This window comes from Actinotalea ferrariae (assembly GCF_019733465.1).
Lineage (GTDB): Bacteria > Actinomycetota > Actinomycetes > Actinomycetales > Cellulomonadaceae > Actinotalea > Actinotalea ferrariae_A.
Window position 1 is genome coordinate 12518 of the sequence record NZ_JACVQL010000019.1, and the last position, 21182, is coordinate 33699.

Below are 21182 nucleotides of genomic sequence, written 5' to 3' on the forward strand. Positions count from 1 at the left end.
GGTCGTGACGGTCAGCCCCGCACGACCTCGCGCCGCAGGACGCCCGAGCGCTGCGCCGTGTGGGCGGTCCAGTGCTCGTAGAGGTCGACCATGCGGGCGGCGATCGCGTCGCCGGCGTACCGCGTGACCGACGACGACGCGCGGCCGGCCGCGAGCCGTCGCTGCGCCGGGTCGTCGCGCAGGGCGGTCAGGTGGTCGACGAAGCCGTCGACGGTCTGCGCGCCGAGGAACGCCTGGTCCGAGCCGAAGACGCCGGTGAAGACGGGCAGGTCGCGCATGACGAGCGGCAGGCCCGCGAAGGCGGCCTCGACGGGCGCCATGCCGAAGGTCTCGTGACGGGAGGGGAAGAGGAAGACGTCGGAGGCCCAGCAGTACCGGGCGACCTCACCCCGGGTCTTCTGGCCCGCGAAGTCCATGTTGGCGGGCGCCTCGGCGACCACGCGCTTCATGCGCGCACGCCCGTCCGACATCGCGCCGAAGAGGCAGTCGCCGAGCCACATGAACCGCACGTCCGGCATGCGCCGCGCGCACTCGACGAACTCCTCGATGCCCTTGCGCGGCTGCAGCTGGCCCACGCCGAGCACCGCGAAGTCGTCCGCGGACAGGCCGAGCGCCGCACGGGCCTCCGCGCGTCGCTCGGGCGTCGGCCGGAAGGTCTCGGTGACCACGGCGTTCGGCACGACGACGACGGGGGTGCGGACACCCATCTCGCGGACCTCGGCCGCGGCGCCGTCGCTCACCGCGATCACGACGTCGGCGACGTCGTAGAGGCGGCGCAGGTAGGTGGTGAAGATGCCGCCGTAGAGGCGGACGCCGTTGAGGCTGCCCTTGAGCGAGCCGGGCGTCACGTGCGCCGAGACGACGCGGAGGCCCCGGTGGCGCAGCAGCCGGCCGAGGCTCGTCGGCCCGACGGTGTGCACGTGCAGCACGCCGTCCCGCCAGTCCTCGTTGACGCCGACCTCGAGGCCGAGCCGCCGCTGCGCGGAGACGAGGTCCGTGAAGGCGGTGTGCACCCCGTGCCCCTGGACCGTGTAGACGCTCTCGGAGAAGTGGTTGATGCGCGACGGCCCCGGTGCACGTGTGTTCACGGTTGGGAAGCCTAAGCGGTGACCACGGCCCACCGAGTCAGACGTGCGGGTGATGCTGATCCCCGTCCGGGTACGCCGTCCGCCGTAGGTGGCGGTCGGAACGGCGGTGACGGCGGGTGTCAGAAGGCGTAGCGGACGCGGCACGACGGCAGCCGCTCGGCCAGCAGGTCCGTCAGCGCGGCGACGTAGCGGCCCTTGGCGCCCGTGCGGTAGCGCACGTTGCGGCCACCGGTCTGCGAGGTCTTGGGCTGCTGCAGCTCGGGACGCCACAGCACCTCCTCGGCCTTCGGGTGCCAGCCCAGGTTGACCTCGTGCAGCGCCTCGTTGTGCGTCAGCATGATCACCTCGGCCGCGAGCTGCGCCTTGGCACGCTCGCCGATGCCTGCCTCGACCTGGTCGAGGAGCTCCGCCCAGTCCTCGAGCCAGCCGTCGTGGACGATCACGGGGCTGAGGTTGAGGTGCACCTCGTAGCCCGCCTCGACGAAGTCGTCGATCGCCGCGATCCGGTCGGCGACACGGTCGGTCCGCACGTCCACGAGCCGCGAGATGCGGTCGGGCATGAGCGAGAACCGGATCCGGGTGCGTCCCTGCGGGTCCCAGTCCAGCAGGTCGCGGTTCACGTGCTTGGTCGCGAAGGTCGCCTTGGCGCTCGGCAGCCCGCGGAAGAGGTCGACCAGGTCGCGCACGTTGTCGCTCACGGTCGCGTCCACCGAGCAGTCGCTGTTCTCGCCGATGTCGTACACCCACGCGTGCGGGTCGCACTGGTCCGGCGCCGGCTTGGTGCCCTGGCGTGCGACGTGCCGGGCGAGGTAGCCGGTGATGCGGTCGATGTTCGCGAAGACGGTGATCGGGTTGGAGTAGCCCTTGCGCCGCGGCACGTAGCAGTACGCGCACGCCATGGCGCACCCGTTCGCCGTCGACGGCGCGACGAAGTTCGACGACCGCCCGTTGGGCCGCGCGGCGAGCGACTTCTTGACGCCGAGGACCAGCGCCTCGGTCTTGATCCGGGCCCACCGGTCGACGTTCGTCTCGTCGCCGTGCAGCTCCGGGATGTTCCAGTGCGACGCGACCTCGACGCGCTCGGCGTCGGGCCAGCGGGCGAGCACCTCGCGGCCCCGCGGCAGCTCGGCCGCCTCGGGCTCGACGTAGATGCGGCGCACGTCGAGCAGGGGTCGCGGGGCGCGTTCAGCTCGCTGGGGCGCACCGGGTCCGGGGGTGTCCGTGGCGGTCGACGTGGTCACGCAGGAAGAACGCGCCCGGACGTGGGTTCCCTCCCCGAGGGACGCCGCGGGAGCTGTGAGACGCGTCACCGATCGGGGCGCCGCGCTCAGGCGTCCGTGAGCTCGCGCGGCTCGGCAATGACGTCGACGAGCGCGCCGTTGCGCCAGACCGTGATCTCGAGCGCGCGGCCGATCGCCCCCTCGACCATGAGGCGCTGGATCGCCGTGCTCGTGGCGACGGTGGTGCCGTCGACCGCGACGACGACGTCGCCGGGCCGCAGCCCGGCAGCCGCGGCGGGGCTGCCGGGCACGACGGCGGACACCTGGAGCCCGTGCGTGCGCCCGAGCCGGGCCGCGAGCCCGGGCGTCAGGGGTGCCTGCGCTCCGACCACCCCGAGCCAGGCACGGCGGACGCGCCCGCTCGTCATGAGCGCGTCGACGATCGTGCGCGTCGTCGCGTTCACGGGCACGGCCAGGCCCACGCCGACCCCGGCCACCGCGGTGCTTACACCCACCATCCGGCCGACGCTGTCGGCGAGCACGCCACCGCTGTTGCCGGGGTTGAGCGCGGCATCGGTCTGGATCACCTCGTCGACCACGCGTCCCGCGCGTGTCGGCAGCGAGCGCCCGAGCCCGGAGACGACGCCGGCCGTGACGCTGCCCGCGAGGCCCAGCGGGTTGCCGAGCGCGATGACGAGCTGGCCGACCCGCAGGCGCGCGGCGTCGCCGAGCTCGACCGGAGGCGGTGTGCTGCCGCGCGCGAGGAGCACGGCGAGGTCGGAGAGCACGTCACGTCCGACGACGTCGGCGCGCGTGCTGCTCCCGTCCGCGAAGGTGGCCTCCGCGTGCTCCGCGCCTGCGACGACGTGCGCGCTGGTGAGGAGGTAGCCGTCCGCGGTCACGATCGAGGCGCTCCCGCTGCCCGAGCCGCGACGCGTGCGGACCTCGAGGCTCGCGACCGAGGGGAGCACGCGCTCGGCGACCCGGACCACCGCCGCGGAGTACGCGTCGAGCGCGTCGAGCGCATCGCCGCGGGCCTCCGCGTCACCTGAATCCGTCCGGTCGGGTGCCATGACCCATGAGAACGCGCGACGGGGACGTCGGGCACGCACGTTCGCCGACAGCGCACGGGAACGGCCCCGGGTGGCGCGGGGCCGCGGTCTCGCAGAGCCTTGCCAGGACGTGCCCGTCGGGGCTGAGCGAGAGGTGGCGGTCTGCATGGTCGAGGGCGACGGGAGCACGGGTACCGCACCCGAGGTCGCCGAGGTGTGGGACGAGTGGCGCGAGGCGGTCACCATGACTCCGGCGGCTCTCGAGCGGTGGCTCACCACGGACGAGTCCCGGTCGGTGGGGGACACCCACGGCGACGGCGAGTCCACGGGTCACGCGTCGGGTCGGCGGATCGTCGAGATCCTGCGGAGCAACAAGACCGACCTGACGGCCGACGACGCGGCGCACATGCGCAAGGTCGTGGGGTACGTCCACCGGCACCTCGCACAGCGGCCCGACGGCGACGTCACGGAGACGCCGTGGCGGTGGTCGCTCATGAACTGGGGTCACGACCCGCTGGGGTGACGCGGCCGGCCGGGTGCATACCCTCGCCAGGGGACAGGCAACCACCCGGCCGACCGGAGGACGACCATGTCGCAGCCGTCAGCACCGCGCGGGGGACCGCGCCTGCCGCACCTGCCCGACGAGGCGTTCCGCCGCGTCCTGTGCGTCGTCGCGCACCCGGACGACGTCGAGTACGGGACCTCGGCCGCGGTCGCCGTGTGGACCGCCCGGGGCGTCGACGTGTCCTACCTCCTGCTGACGCGCGGCGAGGCGGGCATGGACGGCACCGCGCCCGAGGAGGCGGCGCCGCTGCGTCACGCGGAGCAGCTCGCGGCCGGACGTGAGGTGGGCGTCGAGGACGTCGAGATCCTCCGCCACCCCGACGGCGTGCTCGAGTACTCGCTCGCGCTGCGACGCGACATCGCGCGCGCGGTCCGCAGGACACGACCCGACGCGGTGGTGCTCACCTCGTGGGAGATCGAGTTCGTCGCGGGCCTCAACCAGGCGGACCACCGCGTGGCCGGCCTGGCGGCGCTCGACGCCGTGCGCGACGCGGGCAACCGCTGGGTGTTCCGCGACCTGCTGGACGAGGGGCTCGAGCCGTGGTCGGTGCGCTGGGTGCTCGCGTCGGGGAACCCGCGGCCGACGCACGCCGTGGACGTCACGGGCCCGCCGACCGAGGCGGCCGTGCGCTCGCTCGAGGCCCACGGCGCCTACCTCGCGTCCATCGCCTCGCACCCGCCGGCCAGGGCCGTCGTCGAGGGGATCACCGGCGCGCACGGCCGCCTGCTCGGCACCGCCAACGCCGTCGCGTTCCGCGTGTGGGACCTCCAGGCCCCGCCGTCGTTCGACGACGGCGCCTGAGCCCTCAGACGGTGGTCGGGGCGGGTCGGTGCTCCGAGGAGTCCGACCACACGCTGTCGACGACCGGACCGGGGAGGTCCGGGTTGTCGTCGGTGCGGAACACCGGGTCCTGGCCCGCGCGCAGCTGGCGCTCGAAGTCCCGCAGAGCCCCGAGCGCCCACCGGCCCAGCATGACGATCGCGACGAGGTTGACGAGCGCCATGAGGCCCATCGCCACGTCCGCCAGCGCCCACACCACCACGAGGTCGAGCACGGCTCCCAGCCCGACGACCGCGACGACCACGACGCGGAAGACGAGCAGGGCGACCCGCCGTGCGCGCAGGAAGGACATGTTGACCTCGGCGTACGAGTAGTTGCCGAGCACCGACGAGAACGCGAACACGAAGATGAGCACCGTCATGACGGGTGCGAGGCCGGCGCCCAGCTCGTGCGCGACGGCCTCCTGGGTGAGCGACGCGCCCTCGGTCGTCTCGCCGGGGGAGTACACGTCCGGCCCGGCGAACAGGATGATGAAGGCCGTCGCGGAGCACACGATGATCGTGTCGACGAAGACGCCGAGCGACTGGATGAGCCCCTGCTTCACGGGGTGGCTCGTCGTCGCCGTCGCCGCGGCGTTCGGTGCGCTGCCCATGCCGGCCTCGTTCGAGAAAAGGCCGCGCTTGGCGCCGTTGAGGAGCGCCGCGACGAGCCCCCCGGTGATGCCGGCGGCCGCCTCGCCCACGCCGAACGCCGCCGTGACGATCGTGCCCAGCACCGTGCCGACCGCGCCGATGTTGAGCGCGATGATGACGAGGGCGAGCAGGACGTAGCCGAGCGCCATCGCCGGCAGCACGAACTCGGCCACGCGCGCGATCCGGCGCACGCCGCCGAAGACGACGGGCGCCGTGAGGGCCATGAGCCCGATCGCGGACCAGGCCGGGTCGACGCCGTGGGCGCTGTCCAGCACGTCCGCGATGGTGTTCGCCTGGACCATGTTGAACGCGATGCCGAACGTGAAGATCAGCAGGACCGCGAAGAGGATCCCGCCGCGGCGGGACCCGAGTCCCCGCTCGATGTAGAACGCCGGACCGCCGCGGAAGCTGCCGTCGGGGCCGGGCACCTTGAACAGCTGGGCGAGCGTCGCCTCGATGACGGCGGTGGCCATGCCGACGAGCGCGACGACCCACATCCAGAAGATGGCCCCCGGGCCGCCGAGCGTCAGCGCGATGGCGACGCCGGCGATGTTGCCGGTGCCGACCCGGGACGCGAGGCCGACGCAGAACGCCTGGAAGGACGAGATGCCGCCCTCCGACCCAGACCGGGAGGCCGCGACCTGGCGCACCATCCGGCCCAGGAGGCGCACCTGCACGAAGCGGGTCCGGATGCCGAAGTACACGCCGACGCCGAGCAGCACGTAGACGAGCACGTAGGTCCACAGGAAGTTCGAGACCGGGTCGATGACGTACTGCTGGAACGCGTCCATGGTGTCCCCCTCGTCCGGCACGATCGCACAGGTCCGCCCTGCGCGGGAGGTCGAGAGCCCGGGCTCAGGGCAGGGACACCACGGTCCCGGGCGGGACGCGCTCGAACGGCACGCCCGTGCCCGGGCCGCGCTCGCCGAGGAAGCCGGTCACCATCGCCTGCCCGACGCCGTCGTTGAGGCCGGCGTCGTGGACCGCGATCGCCCGGCGTGGGCGGACGGCGCGGATCCAGTCGACGACGTCGCCCAGCCGGCTCCACGGCGCGAAGACCGGCACGAGCAGCACGTCGACCGGCTCCTCGGGCACCGTCAGCGCGTCGCCCGGGTGGAACACGGTCGTACCGCCCGCCGTCACGAGGAAGCCCACGTTGGCGGGCGTGGCGACGTCGGGGTGGATGGGCGCGTGCTCCGCCCCGGCCGTCCGCACGTCGAAGCCCGCGACGGTGAACGTCTCACCGGGGCCGACCACGTGGACCTGGTCGGGCGTGGCGAGAGCCTCCGCGACCTCCGCGGTCGTGCGCACCGCGAGGAGCGGGTCGGCCGCGAGCGCCGCGCGCAGCGCGTCGGCGTCGAGGTGGTCGACGTGGCCGTGCGTGACCAGGACGGCATGGGCGCCGTCGAGCGCCTCGGGCGAGCCGAAGCTGCCCGGGTCGACGACGAGGCGGCGGCCGTCGTGCTCGAGCGCGACGCACGAGTGCACGTGCTTGATCAGGCGCATGACGGCATCCTCGTCCGGCCGGGGTGCGCCCGCCAGAGGCGTCGGCCGGATCAGGCGCCCGGCGGCGGCTCGGACGCGCGCGCCATCCACTCGTCGCGGGTGATCGCGTACTCCACGTCACCCTCCTCGTCGCCGGGAATCGGGTAGGGCCACGGCTGGTGGAACGTCCGCACGAGCCGCAGCCCCGCCTTCTCCATGACGCGGCGGGACGCCGTGTGGACGACCATGGTCTCGGCGACGACGCGTCGTGCGCCCATCCGCCGGAACGCCGCCTCGACGAGCGCGATCGACCCCTCGGTCGCCAGGCCGCGACCCCAGGCGCTGCGTCGCAGCCGGTAGCCCAGCTCCGGCTCGTCGGCCGGGTGCCCGTCGCCCGGTCGCAGGTGGAACCAGCCGACGACCTCGCCGGTCGAGCGCTCCACCGCCTTCCAGAAGCCGTACCCCTGCGGGTAGCGATCCGCGTAGGCGAGGAACGCGGGCAGCACGTCGTCCACGATCTCGTCGCGGGGCGTCGGCAGCCCGCCCGTGACGTGATGCATGACCTCCGCGTCCGAGTCGAGCTCGACGAGGAGGTCGACGTCGTCCGCGGCGAAGTCCACGAGGTCGAGCCGCGTCGTCCGCACCGAGCGCGCGCTCACCGGCGTGCCCCGTGCTCGCCCTCGGCGACGGTGCGCAGGCCGTCGACCATCGTGCGCCAGTTCGCGGCCGAGTGCTCCGCCTCCTCGGGCGAGGCGTTGTTGTCCTGCTCGAGCCGCACGACGGTGCCCGCGCCGTCGTCCTCGAGGGTCCAGGTGAGGGTGTGGTAGCTCTCGGGGACGTCGGGTGCGCCGCTGAGGGGGCTCCAGTGGGTCACCACGAGGCGGCGACCGGCGTCCACCTCGAGCACCTGGCCCTTGTCCTCGAACGCCTTGCCGTCCCACTCGCCCCGCCAGACCACCGGGCTGCCGACCTGCCAGTCGGTCACGGTCTCTGCGCCGAACATGATCTCGGGCCGTGATCCCGGGGCGGTGAGGACCCGCCACACGTCGTCGCGGCGCGCCGCGACCCTCGTCTCGACCGTCGCCACGTGACCGCGCACGGGACCGCTCCTCGTCGTCGTGCCGCGCCGGCCGTCGGGGCCGACACCCGAGAGTCGCACCACACCCCGCCGCTCGTCGAGCATCGCGTGAGGCGCGCACGTACCGTCACGCCATGGACGCGCCGCGGATCGCCGTCGTCGGCACCGGCTGGTGGGCCGCCAACCACCACATCCCGTCCCTCGCGGCCTACGAGGGCGCCGAGCTCGTCGCGCTGTGCGACCCGCGGACCGACCGGGCGCGTGAGGTCGCCGAGCGCCACGGCGGTGTCCGCGTCGTCGCCGACGTCGCCGACCTGCTCGACCTGCGGCCCGACGGCGTCGTCGTCGCGACGCCGCACGTGACGCACCACGAGATCGCGTCCGCCGCGCTCGACGCGGGGGTCGCGGTCCTCGTCGAGAAGCCGCTGACGACGACGGCCGCCGACGCGTTCGACCTGGTCGCGCGGTCCGAGCGCCGGGGTGTGCCGCTCGCCGTCGGCTACACCGACCAGTACGCGCCGGTCTCCCGCCTCGTGCGGGACGCGGTGCAGGAGGGCATCGGCGAGCTCGTCCAGGTCATCGCCGAGTTCAGCTCGGGCACGCAGGGTCTCTTCGCGGCCGCCGAGCAGGACGACGACGGCGAGGGCGCCGCGGAGGACCAGCATCCCGGCACCTACGGCGCCGATCAGGGCGGCGGCCAGGCGCACACGCAGCTGACCCACGTCATGGGGATGGTGTGCTGGATGACCGGCGTCGAGGTCGCCGAGGTCGCGGCCTTCACGAACCACCGCGGCCAGGAGGTGGACGTGGACGACGCGGCGTCGTTCCGGTTCGCCGGCGGCGCCACGGGGGTCGTCACGTCGACGGGCACGGCGGGGGAGTCGGGCGGCGAGCAGCACAGGATCCGCTATCTCGGCACGCACGGCGTCGTGGACCAGGACATGCTCACGGGCCGTGCGACGTGGCGTCGCGGTGACGGCGTCGTCGTCGAGCTGCGCGGGCCGGAGGAGGAGGACCCGCCGCGCACCTGGCTGCCGGCCAGGGTCCTCGCCGACGTGGTCGCCGGCCGGACGGAGAACCCCGCGCCCGGCCGGGCCGGTGCCGCGGCGGCAGCGTTCGTCGAGTCGATGCTCACCGCCGCGCGCGAGCGGGCGGTCGTCCGCGTCCCGCAGCTGCCGCCGCGCGCCGGCTGACGTCTCCCCACGGCCGACGCCGTCGGGCAGGATGACCGCGTGACGCGGATCAGCGTGCGGGCGCTCAACCGTGCGACGCTCGCGCGTCAGCTGCTGCTGCGCCGCGAGCCGATCGGCGTCGCGGACGCCGTCCGACGCGTCGTCGCCGTCCAGGCGCAGCAGCCCGCCTCGCCCTACCTGGCGCTGTGGAACCGCGTCGCCGGGTTCGACCCCGCCGAGCTCGACGAGGCGTTCGCCGACGGCACGGTGGTCAAGGCGACCCTGATGCGCGCCACGCTCCACGCCGTGCACCGCGAGGACCACGGCGCGGTGTACGCGGCGCTCCAGCCCACGCTGCGCGGGCCGCGCGTCGAGGACCGGGCCGCGGACGTGCGGACGGCCGGCTCCACGCTCCCCGTGGCGGAGGGCCTGGTCCCTGCGCTGCTCGAGCACCTCGGCACGGGGCGCTCGAACGCCGAGCTCGAGGCGTGGATCGCGAGCCGGACGGACGCACCGCCCAAGACCGTGCTGAGGGCCCTGCGGATGTTCGCGCCCCTGCGGCACGCACCGACGGGCGGGCCGTGGTCCTTCGGCGACCGCCCCGCGTACGTCGCGTCGGGCCTGCCCGCCGGTCGGCCCGACCCGGCGGCGGAGGAGGAGGGGCTCCGGGTGCTCGTCCGCCGCTACCTCGAGGGCTTCGGTCCGGCCTCGGTGCTCGACGTCGCGCGGTTCACGCTGGTCGGGCGTGCACGCGTCCGGGCCGCGGTCGCCGGGCTAGGGGACGCGCTCGAGACGCTCGTCGGCCGCGACGGGGCTGCGTTGGTCGACGTCCCGGGCGCCCCGCGACCGTCGGAGGACACGCCCGCCCCGCCGCGGCTCATGGCGATGTGGGACAGCACGCTGCTCGCCTACGCGGACGGGGCCCGGATGCTGCCGCTCGAGTACCGCTCCACCGTGGTCCGGGTCAACGGCGACGTCCTGCCGACGGTCCTCGTGGACGGCCGGGTCGCGGGCGTGTGGCGGCCGGTCGGGGAGGGGATCGAGGTGAGCGCCTTCCACGCCCTGCCCGACGACGCCTGGACAGCGCTCGCCGGCGAGGCGCGTGACCTGTGCGCCCTGCTCGCCCCGCGCGAGCCGGGCCTGTACGGCCGGTACGGGCACTGGTGGGCCAAGGGCGGGGGCGCGTTCGACGGGGCGCACGTGCAGGTGCTCCCGGCCTGAGGGCGCGTGTCGGACCCCGGGCGCACGATGACCCCGTGACCGACCAGCCGCGCCGGGCGGCGATCCTGCACGCGGACCTCGACGCGTTCTACGCGGCCGTCGAGCAGCGCGACGACCCCCGCCTGCGCGGGCGCCCGGTCGCCGTCGGCGGCGGGGTGGTGCTCGCCGCGTCGTACGAGGCCAAGTGGCGCGGCGTGCAGACCGCGATGGGCGGCCGGCAGGCGCGCGCACTCTGCCCGGACCTCGTCGTCGTCCCGCCCCGGTTCGACGCGTACGTCGAGGCGAGCCGGGCGGTCTTCGAGATCTTCCACCGGACGACGCCGCAGGTGCAGGGCGTCTCGATCGACGAGGCGTTCCTCGACGTCGCGGGCCTGCACCGGATCGACGTCGCGCCGGCGGCGATCGCGGCGCGCCTGCGCGCGCAGGTGCGCGACGAGGTGGGCCTGCCGATCACGGTCGGCGTCGCGCGCACGCCGTTCCTCGCCAAGGTCGCGAGCCGGGTCGCGAAGCCGGACGGTCTCATGGTCGTGCCGCCCGACGAGGAGGACGCGTTCCTGCACCCCCTGCCGGTCGAGCTCTTGTGGGGCGTCGGCGACGTCACCGCGGGCCGCCTGCGCGGGTACGGGCTGACGACGGCCGGCGACGTCGCCGCGCTGTCCCAGCAGGTCCTGGTCGGGCTGCTCGGGCCCGCGGCCGGGCACCACCTGCACGCCGTCGTGCACGGCCGGGCGTCGGAGCACGTGGTGACCGGTCGCTCGCGCGGGTCGATCGGCGCGCAGCGGGCACTGGGACGCGGTCCGCACGACGACGCGTTCGTCCGCGCGGCGTTGCTGGGCCTCGTCGACCGCGTGTGCCGGCGCCTGCGCGCCGCGCACCGCACGACGCGCACGGTCACGCTGCGCCTGCGGTTCGCGGACTACACGCGCGCGACGCGGTCGCACTCGTTCCGGCACGGGACCGGCACGGGGCGGGACGTCGCGGCCGTGGCCCTGCGCCTGCTGGACGCGTCGGGGCCGCTCGTCCGCGAGCGAGGGCTCACGCTCGTCGGCGTGGCGCTCTCCGGGCTCGAGTCCGACGCCGTGGTGCAGCCCGTGCTCGAGCTCGACGCGCCGGACCGCTCGGGCCTGGACCAGGCGGTCGACGCCGTCGCGGCCCGCTTCGGCAGCCGCGCGGTGACCCGCGCGAGCCTGCTGAGCGGCGGCGAGGGCATCGCGGTGCCGCTCCTGCCCGACGGTGACGGGACGTGAGGACGTGCGGGGGGTGCGGGTCGGGCCGTCCGGTTGCCGGGCCCGGGGAGCGGACGCACCCTGAGGCGGCGAGCCCGGACGACACGGGACGCGTCCGGACCCGGAGGAAGCATGAGCGAGACGAGCACCCCCACCCCTGACGCGACGGCCACGACGGCAGACCCCGCAGCCACGGCCGACCGGCCGCTGGCGCTGGTCACCGGCGCGTCGAGCGGCATCGGCCTCGAGCTGGCGCGGCTGCTGGTGCGCGACGGCCACGACCTCGTCGCGGTCGCCGAGGACGCGGAGCTGACCGACGCCGCGCTGCAGCTGCGCTCCTCGGGCATGACGGTCGTCGAGGTCCGCGCGGACCTCGCCACGGCCGACGGCGTCGAGCACGTCGTCCGCGAGACCCTCGCCCTGGGTCGCTCGATCGACGTCCTGGTCCTCAACGCCGGCGTCGGCGTCGGCGGGCCGTTCCTGGGCGCGCCCGTCGAGGACCAGCTGCGGCTCGTCGACCTCAACGTGCGATCGGTCGTCCACCTCGCGCACCGGCTGCTGCCGGCCATGGTCGCGCGCGGCGACGGCAAGGTCCTCGTCACGTCGTCGGTCGCGGCGTCGATGCCGGCCCCGTACAACGCGACCTACGCCGCGTCCAAGGCCTTCGTGCAGTCCTTCACCGAGGCCATCCGGCGCGAGCTCAAGGACGTCGGGGTGTCGGTCACGGCGCTCCAGCCGGGCCCCACCGACACGGAGTTCTTCGAGCGCGGCGGGCTCGAGGACTCGCTGCTCGGCAAGGGTCCGAAGGACCCGGCGAGCAAGGCCGCGAAGAAGGGCTACAAGGCGCTCATGAAGGGCAAGGCGCGCGTCGTCGTCGGCGGCAAGGGCAAGAGCCAGACGGCGATGTCGCGCGTGCTGCCCGAGACGGCGAGCGCCGCGATGCACGGTGCGCTGAGCAAGCCGCGTGGTGAGGGCGCCGAGTCGGACGGGTGACGAGCCCGGTCGGCCGCACGCGGCCGCGGGGCGGGCGTCCGGACGCCGGCACGGACCGCTCGACCGAGTCGTTCAGCCCAGGCGGTCGAGGAAGGAGAGCGAGCGCTCGACGACGAGCGAGGTCGCGTCCGCGTCGTAGGACGGCAGCGAGCCGTCCGTGAAGAGATGGCGGTCGCCGGGGTAGACGAAGAGCTCCGCGAGCTCCGGCCCGACGGTCGCCACGAGCTCGCGCGCGGCGTCGAGGTCGCCCTCGAGCGCGAAGAACGGGTCCTGGTCCATCCCGTGGACCTGGACGGGGACGCCGTCCGGCCAGGGGCCGAAGGACCACTCGGCCGTCAGCGAGACGCAGGTCTCGTACAGCAGGGCGCCGCGCGCCCCGGCCCGGGTCTGCGCGAGTCGCTGGGCGGTCGCCCCGCCCCACGAGAAGCCGGCGTACACGACGGCGTCGGGCAGGGCGGCCACGACGTCGTCCGCGCGCGTGTCCAGGACGTCGCCGCCGATGGCCTGGACCGCGGCGACGCCCTCCTCGACCGTCTCGGGCAGCGCCCCGTCGAAGAGGTCGGGCGTGTGCACCGTGTGGCCGCCCGCGCGCAGGGCGTCGGCGAAGGCCCGGACCCCGTCGGTGAGTCCCTGCACGTGGTGGAAGAGCACGACCTCGGCCATCTCTAGACTCCTTGGACGACGATGTTCGAACGGACCACCAACACTAGGGCGGGCCGCCACCGCCACCGAGATGCCCAGGCGGTGGGCCGGTGATCGGGTCCACGGCATCATCGCGGGCACGACCGATCCGACGTCCCGCCCCTGCCCGACGCGCGACCGGGGCCGAGCGCCCGACACGGTCGCGCGATGGGGACGAGCCGACCTCGACGGTGCTCAGGCGCCTGCGCCGACGGGCTCGGCGGCGACGCGCGGCACCTGGGCGAACGGGGAGAGCGCGAACCAGCGGGGGAGGGCGCGGCGGGCGTCCTGCGGGCCGTCGAGCGCGACCCCGCCCGAGCGCATGGCCTCGCCCCACGCCAGGTCGCCGCGCCAGACCAGGACGAGGGCGCGCAGCTCCGCCGTGACGGTGACCGTGACGTCGAAGCCGGGGTCGACGTCGCACACGTCCGCGGTGGGCGGCGTGATGACGACCCACCAGTCGCGCTCCCGGCCGTGCAGGGCGGGGAACGTGAAGCGGACGACCGTCCGGCCGGCCGGGACGTTCGCCGCCTCGACGCGGCGGTGGAGGTCCCACATGAGAAGCCGCGGGTCGAGGTCGGCGTCGGCCAGCTCGGGGATCCAGCGGGTGCCCCATGCGCCCAGCGCCTCGACGACCGGGCGCAGCTCCTCGCCGGCGGCGGTCAACCGGTAGCGGATCTCGCCGGCGTCCGCGGTGCGCAGCACGACCCCACCGGCGACGAGGCGGTGCAGCCGCTTCGAGAGCAGGGTGGGCGACATCCGCGGGAGGCCCCGGCGGAGGTCGTTGAAGTGCTCGCTGCCCGCCATGAGCTCGCGGAGGACCAGGATCGTCCACCGCTCGTCGAGCAGCTCCATGGTCTTCGCGACCGGGCAGAACTGGTGGTACGGCGACCCCATCACCGCAGGCTAGCCCTCGCCCGTGCCGCCGGTAAGACCGGGTGCGGGCGGTACAGATCGTGTACCGCCGGGGTACAGATCGTGTACTCGTCGCGCGACCGCGTGGTTCCTACGTTCGGCGGTGGTGGGAGAACCTCCACCGCGCCCCCGACGAAGGATCAGACCATGACTGCACAGACGCAGGCCGAGCCGACGCCGGAGGCCCCGGCCCCGGCGAGCCGGCCCTCCGCTGCCGACCAGGACAGGGCCCTCAAGGCCAGGCACCGCACCATGTGGGCGCTGGGCGACTACCCGTCCGTCGCGACGGAGCTCATCCCGGAGCTCGGGCACGTGCTCGTGCGGGCGGCGGCGATCGGGCCCGGTGACCGCGTGCTCGACGTGGCCGCCGGCTCGGGCAACGCGGCGATCCCGGCGGCGCTCGCCGGCGCCCAGGTCGTCGCGTCCGACCTCACGCCCGAGCTGCTGGACGTGGGCCGAGCGGCCGCCGCTCGCAGCGGCGTGGAGCTCGAGTGGCGCGAGGCGGACGCCGAGGCGCTGCCCTTCGAGGACGGCACCTTCGACGCCGTCGTCTCGTGCGTCGGGGCGATGTTCGCGCCGCACCACCAGCGCACCGCGGACGAGATGATCCGTGTGCTGCGGCCGGGCGGCACCCTCGCGCTGATCGCCTGGACGCCGAGCGGGTTCCTCGGGCAGATGTTCGCCACGATGAAGGCGTTCGTGCCGCCGCCGCCCGCGGGTGTGCAGCCGCCCCCGCTGTGGGGCGACGAGGACCACGTGCGGTCGCTGCTCGGCGACCGGGTCACGGACCTGCGGGCGGTGCGGCGCGAGCTCGTCGTCGACCGCTTCGACCGTCCGGAGGACCTCCGCGACTACTTCAAGGCGCGGTACGGCCCGACGATCGCCGCCTACCGCGGCCTCGCCGACGACGCCGCGCGGACGGCCGAGCTCGACCGCGAGCTCGCCGACCTCGTCCGCCGCTTCGACCGCGGCAGCGGGAGCACGGTCACGGACTGGGAGTACCTCCTCGTGACCGCTCGCCGCAGCTGAGGGCGCCGGCTCAGAGGGACCCGTCGGCCGTGCCCTCGACGGCCGCGACGATCTGCTTGGCGGCGCCCTTCTTCACGCCGACGTTGAGCCGGACGAGGGACTGCCCGTCGCTCGGGTCGGCCAGCGTGATCTCGTTGAGCAGGAGCGACTTCAGCCGGACCTGGAGCGCGGCCCGCGGCGCCATGAAGATGGTGCGTCCGATCCCGGCGCCCATCGCGGTGCGCTCGACGAGCATCACGCGCTCGGTCGTGCCGACGAACCATGCAGCGGGCGGGACCACGGTCACGAGCAGACCCACGGTCCCGCCTGTCGCGGCGAGCGTCGCCATCGAGGCTGCGGCGCCTGCCAGGGTCTTCTTCGCGAAGTCGCGCTTCGCGCCGCCCTTCACCTGCACGGTGGTGAGGGCCACGACGCGCTCGCCGTCGGCGAGCAGGGGCGCGACGTGGTCGAGCAGGTCGGACTTCGCGGACATCGGGTCTCCCGGGCGGCTGGCTGGTCGTCGGGGGGAGCGTAGTGGCCGACGGTCCTCCGTCCGGTCAGCCGCGCGGCTTGAGGCGGTGCTGGGGGATCGGGGGTGCGGGCAGCGGCGGGTGCGGGTGACCGGCGACCGTGCCGAACCGGCCGGTCGGCGCGCCGGACGACGGTGACGGCACCGCGCCCGCAGGGATGCCCTGGGGTGCCGCGAGGTCCGCGCCGCGGGTGTCCCCGGCGAGGGGGTCGCCGTCGGCCCGGATCGCCGTCTCGTCGGCGCCGATCTCCGTCTGCCACTGCGTGCGCGCGGCGACGACCTCGTCGTGGTCGCGCCCGATGAAGTTCCACCACATGACGATGCGCTCGTCGAGGGGCAGGCCACCGATGAGCACGACGCGGGCGTCGGCGCCCACGGCGCGCAGCGTCAGCCTGCCCGCGCCCGGCGGGAGGTAGGCGAGGTGGTCCCTGCCCACTGCCGTGGCCGCCCCGCCCTCGTCCCGGGCGGGCGTGCCGCTCACCTCGACCGTCCCCGTGTCGACGAGGACCCCGTGCTCGAACGACGGGTCGACGTCGAACGTGTGGCTGTACCCGCCGCCGAGCACCACCTCCGCGCCGACGAGCGGCGAGAAGGTCGGCACCGGCGACGTCGAACCTGCGAGCGTGCCGAGGAACACGCGCACGACGCCGTCCTCGAGGGGCACGGCCGGCGGTACGTGGTGGTCGAACCGCGGCGCCGTGTCGCGGTGCCGCTCCGGGAGCACGGTCCACAGCTGGACCCCGTGCAGCACCCGGGTCGCGTCGGTCGAGTCCTCCGAGTGGCTGATGCCGTGCCCGGCGGTCATGAGGTTGAGCTCGCCCGGTCGCACGAACGCGTGCGTCCCGAGGCTGTCGCGGTGCTCGACCTCGCCCGAGAACAACCAGCTCACCGTCTGCAGCCCGGTGTGCGGGTGCGGCGGGACGCGCATCCCGCCGGTGACCGCGACGTCGTCGGGCCCGTAGTGGTCGAGGAAGCACCACGCGCCGATGAAGGACCGGGCGCGCTGGGGGAGCGTGCGGCGCACGGTCATCGCCCGGATGCCGCCGAGCGGCACGTCACGAGGCTCGAGCACCGAGACGTCGTCGCCGCAGCCCACCGGTACGCCGTCGTGCTCCACGGCGACCGCTTCGAGGTTCGTCATCACGTCCTCCAGGGCCGGCGCCGGCGTGCGCACGGCGACCTCCGCGGCCGTCGCGGCCGCCACGTCGAGGCTAGCCCCGGACGTGGACGGGTGGCGACGGACCGCTGCGCGCCGCGGTCGTCAGGCGGTCACGCCCGCGAGGTCGTCGGGCGTGACGGGCACGAGCGTGTCGTCGGTCGCCAGGTGCACGGGCTCGAACGCGACGTGGGCGCGCTCCGCGGCCGCGCGCAGGCCTGCGGCCCAGGTGCGGTCGCGACCGGTCACGCCGCCACGTCCCGGCCGCGCGAGGAGGATCGCCGCCGAGGCACCGGGGTGCTCGGCCGCGATGCCGTCGAGCATGGCCGCGAAGCCGTCCAGGTCCTCCACCTGGGGCGTGCGGGGCAGGTCGGTGATCTCGATCAGCACGCCGGACGGCTCGCCGTCGCGGATGAACGTGATCCAGAGGGCCGGGCGTGAGAAGCCGAGCGGCTCCATGGCCGTGCGCCAGAACAGCTCGAGGTCGGCCTGCGAGCGGACGGTGGTGGGCAGCGAGGGTGTCGTCATGCGCCGAGCCTCGCGGCCGCCGACGCCGCGCGGCCGCTGTCCACAGGACGCGCCCGCGGCGTCAGTCCCCGAGACCCAGCGACCGGGCGATCCCGACCCGGGCGCCGCGGACCTCCTCGTTGTTGGCGCCCTTCATCGAGGAGTGCGAGACGCCCTTGAGCGAGCGGTGGTACTGGTCCGAGCCACGGACGTCGTGCATCGTCGCCCTCGTCTCGGACTCGTGCTTGTGGCGCTTGTCGGTGTTCCGGTACCTGACGAACATCGCCCCGTAGAAGATCGGCCCGGCGAGGAGCAGGAACCAGGCCCAGCCGGTCGCGTCGCCGTCCGACGAGCCGGACGCGAGCACCTGGTACCCCGACGCCATCCACGCGCTGAGGACCATCTCACCCACCCACCAGCATGACGATCGCGAACAGGACCGTGCCGACCACCTGCACGCCCGCGGACACCAGCAGGAGCCTGGGCTGGTTCACGGGGACGCTGCCCATGGTCTCGCCCGTCCGGGCGTTGACGGCGACGTAGTGGAGGAACGAGCGGTCGCCGGACTTCTTCTGCTGGTAGCTGTACAGCCAGACGGGCAGGTACGCGGACACCCAGCGCTGCCCCTTGACCTGCACGTGCTCCTGGTCCCAGCGCACGCCCCGGTCGTAGAACTCGAGCGTCTCGTTGGCCTTGTGCCGCGCGACGTCCTCCGCCTGCACGGTCGCGATCGGCGTCAGGTCGCCGATGTTGCTGTCACGACGCTCGGACGCGAAGCCCGCGAGGTAGTTGGAGTCGTAGCGGACCGCGTTCTCGACGTCGAACGGCAGGACCGAGTTGATGATGTTGTTGGAGTTGCGCGACGTGCTCTGGTCGAGCCGCTCGCGAGAGGACTCCACCGTGAGGTCGTCGATGTGGATGTCGAACTCGCGCGCGACGTCGTAGACGTCCGCGTCGTAGACCCGGCGTCGGCTGTCGCCGCTCTTCACCGTGTAGGACCGCGTCTCGTGCTCGCCCTGCCCGACGAGCACGGCGTGCGCGTTGACGTCCACCACCATGTACGGCAGGTACACGCCCATGACGTTCTCGGGGTTGAACTCCTGCTTGAACCGGGGGTGGGCGAAGAAGGTCCGCTTCTTCACGAACTCGGCGATGCGCGTGACGGCGTCCTGCTTGGTCAGCCGGAACGGCAGGACCATGTCGGGGACGGCGCCGTTCGGGATCTGCTGGTTCATCGACAGCGTGTTGCGGCACCAGTGGCAGCGGGCCTGGGTGCTCTCGTTGGTGTCGACCACCACCTCGGCGCCGCACGCCGTGCACTTGAACGTCAGCACCTCCGCCGTCGACGGGATGATGTCCGCCGAACCGGACCCGATGACGACCCCGGTGAGGTCCCCGATCGCGCTGTCCAGGCCGAAGGTCTGCATCGCGCCGGCGCTCTGCCACTCGAAGCGGCAGTAGGCGCAGCGCAGCATGCCCGTCGCGACGTTGAGCGAGATCTCCGTCGCGCCGCAGCGGACGCACTTGGTCAGCCCGTCCTTGGCGCCCTCGTCCGTCCGGACGACCTGTGGTCCGGGCGGCGGCGGAGGGGGTGGCGGTGGAGGGGGCGGCGGCGGCGGCGGGGCCGCGCCGATCGGGTCCTGGCGGTCCATGGTCGAGGTCAGAGGCCGAGGACCTTGGCCTTGGCGGCCTCGTAGTCGGCGTCGGTGATCAGGCCCTGGTCGAGCATCGCCTTGAGCTGGGTGAGCTTCGCGACGGGGTCCTCCGGCGCCGGGGCCGCGGGCGGCGGCGGGGGCGGCGGCGTGGCCGCCTGCTGCTGGTGGGCGGGCGGGACGTTCGGCTGCTGGAACGCCCCGGCCGCGCCGGCCGCGGCGTTGACGCCCATGCCGAGGACGGCCATCCCGGCGCCGCCGCCGCCCGACTCGCCCGCCGCCTGGAAGCCCCGCGCCGCGGCCTGCTGCATGAACGAGTTGCCGCGTGCACCGCCCAGCGCATCGGCCTTCTTGACGTCACTGAGGAGCGCGCGCGTGTCCTCGTCGTACTCGATCGACTGGATCGCGACCTTGACGATCGTGATGCCGCGCGCGGTCGTCCACTGGTAGCCCTCTTCGACGGCGTACGTGAGCGACTGTGCGAACCCGACGGCGTCGCCCTGGATGCGGGCGATCCGGTTCCCCTTGGCGGGGTCGTTCGTGTAGTTCGAGAACGCCGCGGCGAGCGACCCGACGACCTCGTTGAACAGCTGGCTCGCGGCGTCGTTGTCGAGGTCCGTGAAGTCGAACACCCGCGCGCCCGCGGTCAGGTACGTCAGCGGGACGAACTGCTTGACGAGGAGGATCGGGTCGACGATGCGCAGCGAGTACGAGCCCCGGGTGATGGCGCCCACCTGGGCACCCAGGTAGGCGTCGTCCCAGTAGATCTCCGACTGCGTGCCGAACCGGTTGTTCGGGATCTCCTTGAGGTTCACGTAGAACGCGAGCTGCTGGGTGCCGGGACGGCCGCCGAACTTGAACCGCTCCCAGGACATCGTGACCGTCGAGCTCAGCAGGTCGTTGCCCGCGAAGACCGACTGCGAGTTCGGGTCGTCGGAGGTGAAGACGAAGCCGCCCGGCTCGGCGACGAGGCCCGTGAGCTGGCCGTCCTGGAAGGTGAGGAGCCCGAAGCCCTCGGGCACGAGGATCCGGCTGCCGTTGGTGATGATGTTCTCGGAGCCCCGCGTGTTCGAGCCGCGGCCGGCGTTCTGGCCCTGGGGCACCGCGGGGAAGAGCGCGGCCGTGGGCGGCAGGTTCGCCGGGGGAGCCAGGAAGTCCTTCCACTGGTCCGCGAGCATGCCGCCGATCGCGCCGGAGAAGGCCTTGATGAATCCCATCGAAATCCTCCAACTGTGACGAGCCGTCCGGCCGTGCGCCGCGGCGTCGAGCGCCGCGTCGTCGAACAGCCCTGTACCGAGCCGCGGCCCCGCACCTGCCCCGGGGGAGGGTCGGGCCGACGTCCGTGGCACTCTATCGGCAGGGGAGGCCGCCGCCGGGGGACCTCGCGCGCGGCTCACCCGACCGGCGGACGCCGCCGTCCGGGACGGACGTCGCACCGAGGTCCGTGCGGGCGGGACCGCACCGAGGAGGTCGTCGTGGCCACGTTCGTCCTGATCCACGGGGGTGGCGACGTCGGCTGGTCCTGGCACCTGGTCGAGGCCGAGCTGCGGGCGCGCGGGCACGACGTCGTCGCCCCGGACCTGCCGTGCGAGGACGAGACGAAGGGCCTCGCGGAGACGGCGGACACGGTCGTCGAGGCGATCGGCGACCGCCGTGACGTCGTCGTCGTCGGCCACTCCTTCGGCGGGTTCACGGCCTCGCTGGTCGCCGACCGGCTGCCGGTCCGTGCGCTGGTCTACCTCGCCGGGATGGTCCCCGCACCGGGCGAGCCGCCCGCCGACTGGTGGGACGCCACGGGCTACGGGGAGGCCGTCGCGGCCCGGGCGGCGGAGGACGGCGGCCTCACCGGCAACGACGACCCGTTCGTCGCCTACTACAACGGCGTCCCGAGGCCGCTCGCCGAGGAGGCGATGAGCCGCGCGCGCGGCCAGTCGAGCGCGTCGTACGACCACCCGTGGCCGCTCGATCACCAGCCCGACGTGCCGACCAGGGTCGTCCTGTGCAGCGACGACCACTTCTTCCCGCCCGACCTGCAGCGCCGGGTCGCGGCCGAGCGCCTCGGCGTGGTCGCCGACGAGATCCCCGGTTGCCACTGCGTCGCCCTCAGCCACCCGACGGAGGTCGCGGAGCAGCTCGAGCGCTACCTCGCCGGCTGACGCGCG

At 74.1% G+C, this 21182-nt stretch carries 23 protein-coding genes; 8 read left to right on the forward strand and 15 right to left on the reverse strand.

What is annotated here, in order from left to right; translation table 11 throughout:
- Positions 1 to 11: 11 nt before the first annotated feature.
- The 3 genes from ICW40_RS21340 to ICW40_RS01730 form a co-directional block, all read right to left on the reverse strand.
- Entirely contained in the window at positions 12 to 1088 is a 1077-nt protein-coding gene (locus ICW40_RS21340; RefSeq protein WP_221652102.1) for a glycosyltransferase family 4 protein, read from the reverse strand.
- Between the two features lie 119 nt (positions 1089 to 1207).
- Positions 1208 to 2257: a spore photoproduct lyase family protein gene (locus tag ICW40_RS01725; RefSeq protein WP_221652144.1), complete on the reverse strand. Its 1050-nt coding sequence runs from the start codon at positions 2255 to 2257 to the stop codon at positions 1208 to 1210.
- Between the two features lie 158 nt (positions 2258 to 2415).
- Positions 2416 to 3381 (reverse strand): S1C family serine protease, encoded by a 966-nt coding sequence (locus tag ICW40_RS01730; RefSeq protein WP_221652103.1) that lies wholly within the window; start codon positions 3379 to 3381, stop codon positions 2416 to 2418.
- A gap of 145 nt (positions 3382 to 3526) precedes the next feature.
- On the opposite strand from ICW40_RS01730, the gene ICW40_RS01735 reads away from it, so the two are divergent.
- Together ICW40_RS01735 and ICW40_RS01740 are read left to right on the forward strand one after the other, a co-directional pair.
- Positions 3527 to 3883, forward strand: coding sequence for a DUF3140 domain-containing protein (locus tag ICW40_RS01735; RefSeq protein WP_221652104.1), 357 nt, complete (start codon positions 3527 to 3529; stop codon positions 3881 to 3883).
- Positions 3884 to 3949: 66 nt separating this feature from the next.
- Positions 3950 to 4726, forward strand: coding sequence for a PIG-L deacetylase family protein (locus tag ICW40_RS01740; RefSeq protein WP_221652105.1), 777 nt, complete (start codon positions 3950 to 3952; stop codon positions 4724 to 4726).
- Positions 4727 to 4730: 4 nt separating this feature from the next.
- Here ICW40_RS01740 and ICW40_RS01745 read toward each other — a convergent pair whose 3' ends face one another.
- The 4 genes from ICW40_RS01745 to ICW40_RS01760 all read right to left on the reverse strand — a co-directional run bounded on the left by ICW40_RS01745 (position 4731) and on the right by ICW40_RS01760 (position 7981).
- Positions 4731 to 6188 (reverse strand): alanine/glycine:cation symporter family protein, encoded by a 1458-nt coding sequence (locus tag ICW40_RS01745; protein ID WP_221652106.1) that lies wholly within the window; start codon positions 6186 to 6188, stop codon positions 4731 to 4733.
- A 64-nt stretch (positions 6189 to 6252) separates the two neighbouring features.
- Positions 6253 to 6903 carry an MBL fold metallo-hydrolase gene (locus ICW40_RS01750; RefSeq protein WP_221652107.1) on the reverse strand — a complete coding sequence of 217 codons (651 nt, stop codon included), beginning with the start codon at positions 6901 to 6903 and terminating at the stop codon, positions 6253 to 6255.
- A gap of 50 nt (positions 6904 to 6953) precedes the next feature.
- A complete protein-coding gene (locus tag ICW40_RS01755; protein WP_308121563.1) occupies positions 6954 to 7541 on the reverse strand; it encodes a GNAT family N-acetyltransferase in 588 nt (195 codons plus the stop codon).
- Complete coding sequence (locus ICW40_RS01760; RefSeq protein WP_308121564.1) at positions 7538 to 7981, reverse strand: SRPBCC domain-containing protein; 444 nt, start codon at positions 7979 to 7981, stop codon at positions 7538 to 7540. Before ICW40_RS01760 ends, ICW40_RS01755 begins: the two co-directional genes overlap by 4 nt.
- A gap of 113 nt (positions 7982 to 8094) precedes the next feature.
- On the opposite strand from ICW40_RS01760, the gene ICW40_RS01765 reads away from it, so the two are divergent.
- The 4 genes from ICW40_RS01765 to ICW40_RS01780 all read left to right on the forward strand — a co-directional run bounded on the left by ICW40_RS01765 (position 8095) and on the right by ICW40_RS01780 (position 12572).
- Positions 8095 to 9153 (forward strand): Gfo/Idh/MocA family protein, encoded by a 1059-nt coding sequence (locus ICW40_RS01765; protein ID WP_221652109.1) that lies wholly within the window; start codon positions 8095 to 8097, stop codon positions 9151 to 9153.
- A gap of 39 nt (positions 9154 to 9192) precedes the next feature.
- Positions 9193 to 10353 carry a winged helix DNA-binding domain-containing protein gene (locus ICW40_RS01770; protein WP_308121565.1) on the forward strand — a complete coding sequence of 387 codons (1161 nt, stop codon included), beginning with the start codon at positions 9193 to 9195 and terminating at the stop codon, positions 10351 to 10353.
- Between the two features lie 35 nt (positions 10354 to 10388).
- Complete coding sequence (gene dinB / locus ICW40_RS01775; protein ID WP_221652110.1) at positions 10389 to 11600, forward strand: DNA polymerase IV; 1212 nt, start codon at positions 10389 to 10391, stop codon at positions 11598 to 11600.
- A 111-nt stretch (positions 11601 to 11711) separates the two neighbouring features.
- Positions 11712 to 12572 carry an SDR family NAD(P)-dependent oxidoreductase gene (locus tag ICW40_RS01780; protein WP_221652111.1) on the forward strand — a complete coding sequence of 287 codons (861 nt, stop codon included), beginning with the start codon at positions 11712 to 11714 and terminating at the stop codon, positions 12570 to 12572.
- 72 nt (positions 12573 to 12644) lie between these two features.
- On the opposite strand, the gene ICW40_RS01785 is transcribed toward ICW40_RS01780, so the two are convergent.
- The gene (locus ICW40_RS01785) at positions 12645 to 13235 is read right to left on the reverse strand and encodes a dienelactone hydrolase family protein (RefSeq protein WP_221652112.1); all 591 of its coding nucleotides are present in this window, start codon (positions 13233 to 13235) and stop codon (positions 12645 to 12647) included.
- A 213-nt stretch (positions 13236 to 13448) separates the two neighbouring features.
- Complete coding sequence (locus ICW40_RS01790) at positions 13449 to 14150, reverse strand: winged helix-turn-helix transcriptional regulator (RefSeq protein WP_221652113.1); 702 nt, start codon at positions 14148 to 14150, stop codon at positions 13449 to 13451.
- A gap of 165 nt (positions 14151 to 14315) precedes the next feature.
- On the opposite strand from ICW40_RS01790, the gene ICW40_RS01795 reads away from it, so the two are divergent.
- Positions 14316 to 15197, forward strand: a complete 882-nt coding sequence (locus tag ICW40_RS01795; protein ID WP_221652114.1) for a class I SAM-dependent methyltransferase — start codon at positions 14316 to 14318, stop codon at positions 15195 to 15197.
- A gap of 10 nt (positions 15198 to 15207) precedes the next feature.
- Here ICW40_RS01795 and ICW40_RS01800 read toward each other — a convergent pair whose 3' ends face one another.
- From ICW40_RS01800 to ICW40_RS01825, 6 genes are all read right to left on the reverse strand, one after another.
- Entirely contained in the window at positions 15208 to 15669 is a 462-nt protein-coding gene (locus tag ICW40_RS01800; protein ID WP_221652115.1) for a hypothetical protein, read from the reverse strand.
- 64 nt (positions 15670 to 15733) lie between these two features.
- Positions 15734 to 16846, reverse strand: a complete 1113-nt coding sequence (locus ICW40_RS01805) for a pirin family protein (protein WP_221652147.1) — start codon at positions 16844 to 16846, stop codon at positions 15734 to 15736.
- A gap of 120 nt (positions 16847 to 16966) precedes the next feature.
- The gene (locus tag ICW40_RS01810) at positions 16967 to 17389 is read right to left on the reverse strand and encodes a hypothetical protein (protein ID WP_221652116.1); all 423 of its coding nucleotides are present in this window, start codon (positions 17387 to 17389) and stop codon (positions 16967 to 16969) included.
- Between the two features lie 61 nt (positions 17390 to 17450).
- Positions 17451 to 17780 carry a hypothetical protein gene (locus ICW40_RS01815; RefSeq protein ID WP_221652117.1) on the reverse strand — a complete coding sequence of 110 codons (330 nt, stop codon included), beginning with the start codon at positions 17778 to 17780 and terminating at the stop codon, positions 17451 to 17453.
- On the reverse strand, positions 17773 to 19020 hold the full coding sequence (locus ICW40_RS01820; protein WP_260458633.1) for a TFIIB-type zinc ribbon-containing protein: 1248 nt from the start codon (positions 19018 to 19020) through the stop codon (positions 17773 to 17775). The genes ICW40_RS01815 and ICW40_RS01820 overlap by 8 nt, the downstream gene beginning before the upstream one ends.
- Positions 19021 to 19028: 8 nt before the next feature.
- Positions 19029 to 20237, reverse strand: coding sequence for an SHOCT domain-containing protein (locus tag ICW40_RS01825; RefSeq protein ID WP_221652118.1), 1209 nt, complete (start codon positions 20235 to 20237; stop codon positions 19029 to 19031).
- Between the two features lie 258 nt (positions 20238 to 20495).
- On the opposite strand from ICW40_RS01825, the gene ICW40_RS01830 reads away from it, so the two are divergent.
- Complete coding sequence (locus ICW40_RS01830; protein WP_221652119.1) at positions 20496 to 21176, forward strand: alpha/beta fold hydrolase; 681 nt, start codon at positions 20496 to 20498, stop codon at positions 21174 to 21176.
- The last annotated feature ends 6 nt before the right edge of the window (positions 21177 to 21182 follow it).

Bases quoted from the DNA above. Each gene is read 5' to 3' on its own strand.
- ICW40_RS01730 (WP_221652103.1), bottom strand. From the start codon at position 3,381: ATGGCACCCGACCGGACGGATTCAGGTGACGCGGAGGCCCGCGGCGAT.
- ICW40_RS01735 (WP_221652104.1), top strand. From the start codon at position 3,527: ATGGTCGAGGGCGACGGGAGCACGGGTACCGCACCCGAGGTCGCCGAG.
- ICW40_RS01740 (WP_221652105.1), top strand. From the start codon at position 3,950: ATGTCGCAGCCGTCAGCACCGCGCGGGGGACCGCGCCTGCCGCACCTG.
- ICW40_RS01745 (WP_221652106.1), bottom strand. From the start codon at position 6,188: ATGGACGCGTTCCAGCAGTACGTCATCGACCCGGTCTCGAACTTCCTG.
- ICW40_RS01750 (WP_221652107.1), bottom strand. From the start codon at position 6,903: ATGCGCCTGATCAAGCACGTGCACTCGTGCGTCGCGCTCGAGCACGAC.
- ICW40_RS01765 (WP_221652109.1), top strand. From the start codon at position 8,095: ATGGACGCGCCGCGGATCGCCGTCGTCGGCACCGGCTGGTGGGCCGCC.
- ICW40_RS01780 (WP_221652111.1), top strand. From the start codon at position 11,712: ATGAGCGAGACGAGCACCCCCACCCCTGACGCGACGGCCACGACGGCA.
- ICW40_RS01785 (WP_221652112.1), bottom strand. From the start codon at position 13,235: ATGGCCGAGGTCGTGCTCTTCCACCACGTGCAGGGACTCACCGACGGG.
- ICW40_RS01790 (WP_221652113.1), bottom strand. From the start codon at position 14,150: ATGGGGTCGCCGTACCACCAGTTCTGCCCGGTCGCGAAGACCATGGAG.
- ICW40_RS01795 (WP_221652114.1), top strand. From the start codon at position 14,316: ATGACTGCACAGACGCAGGCCGAGCCGACGCCGGAGGCCCCGGCCCCG.
- ICW40_RS01800 (WP_221652115.1), bottom strand. From the start codon at position 15,669: ATGTCCGCGAAGTCCGACCTGCTCGACCACGTCGCGCCCCTGCTCGCC.
- ICW40_RS01805 (WP_221652147.1), bottom strand. From the start codon at position 16,846: ATGACGAACCTCGAAGCGGTCGCCGTGGAGCACGACGGCGTACCGGTG.
- ICW40_RS01810 (WP_221652116.1), bottom strand. From the start codon at position 17,389: ATGACGACACCCTCGCTGCCCACCACCGTCCGCTCGCAGGCCGACCTC.
- ICW40_RS01820 (WP_260458633.1), bottom strand. From the start codon at position 19,020: ATGGACCGCCAGGACCCGATCGGCGCGGCCCCGCCGCCGCCGCCGCCC.
- ICW40_RS01825 (WP_221652118.1), bottom strand. From the start codon at position 20,237: ATGGGATTCATCAAGGCCTTCTCCGGCGCGATCGGCGGCATGCTCGCG.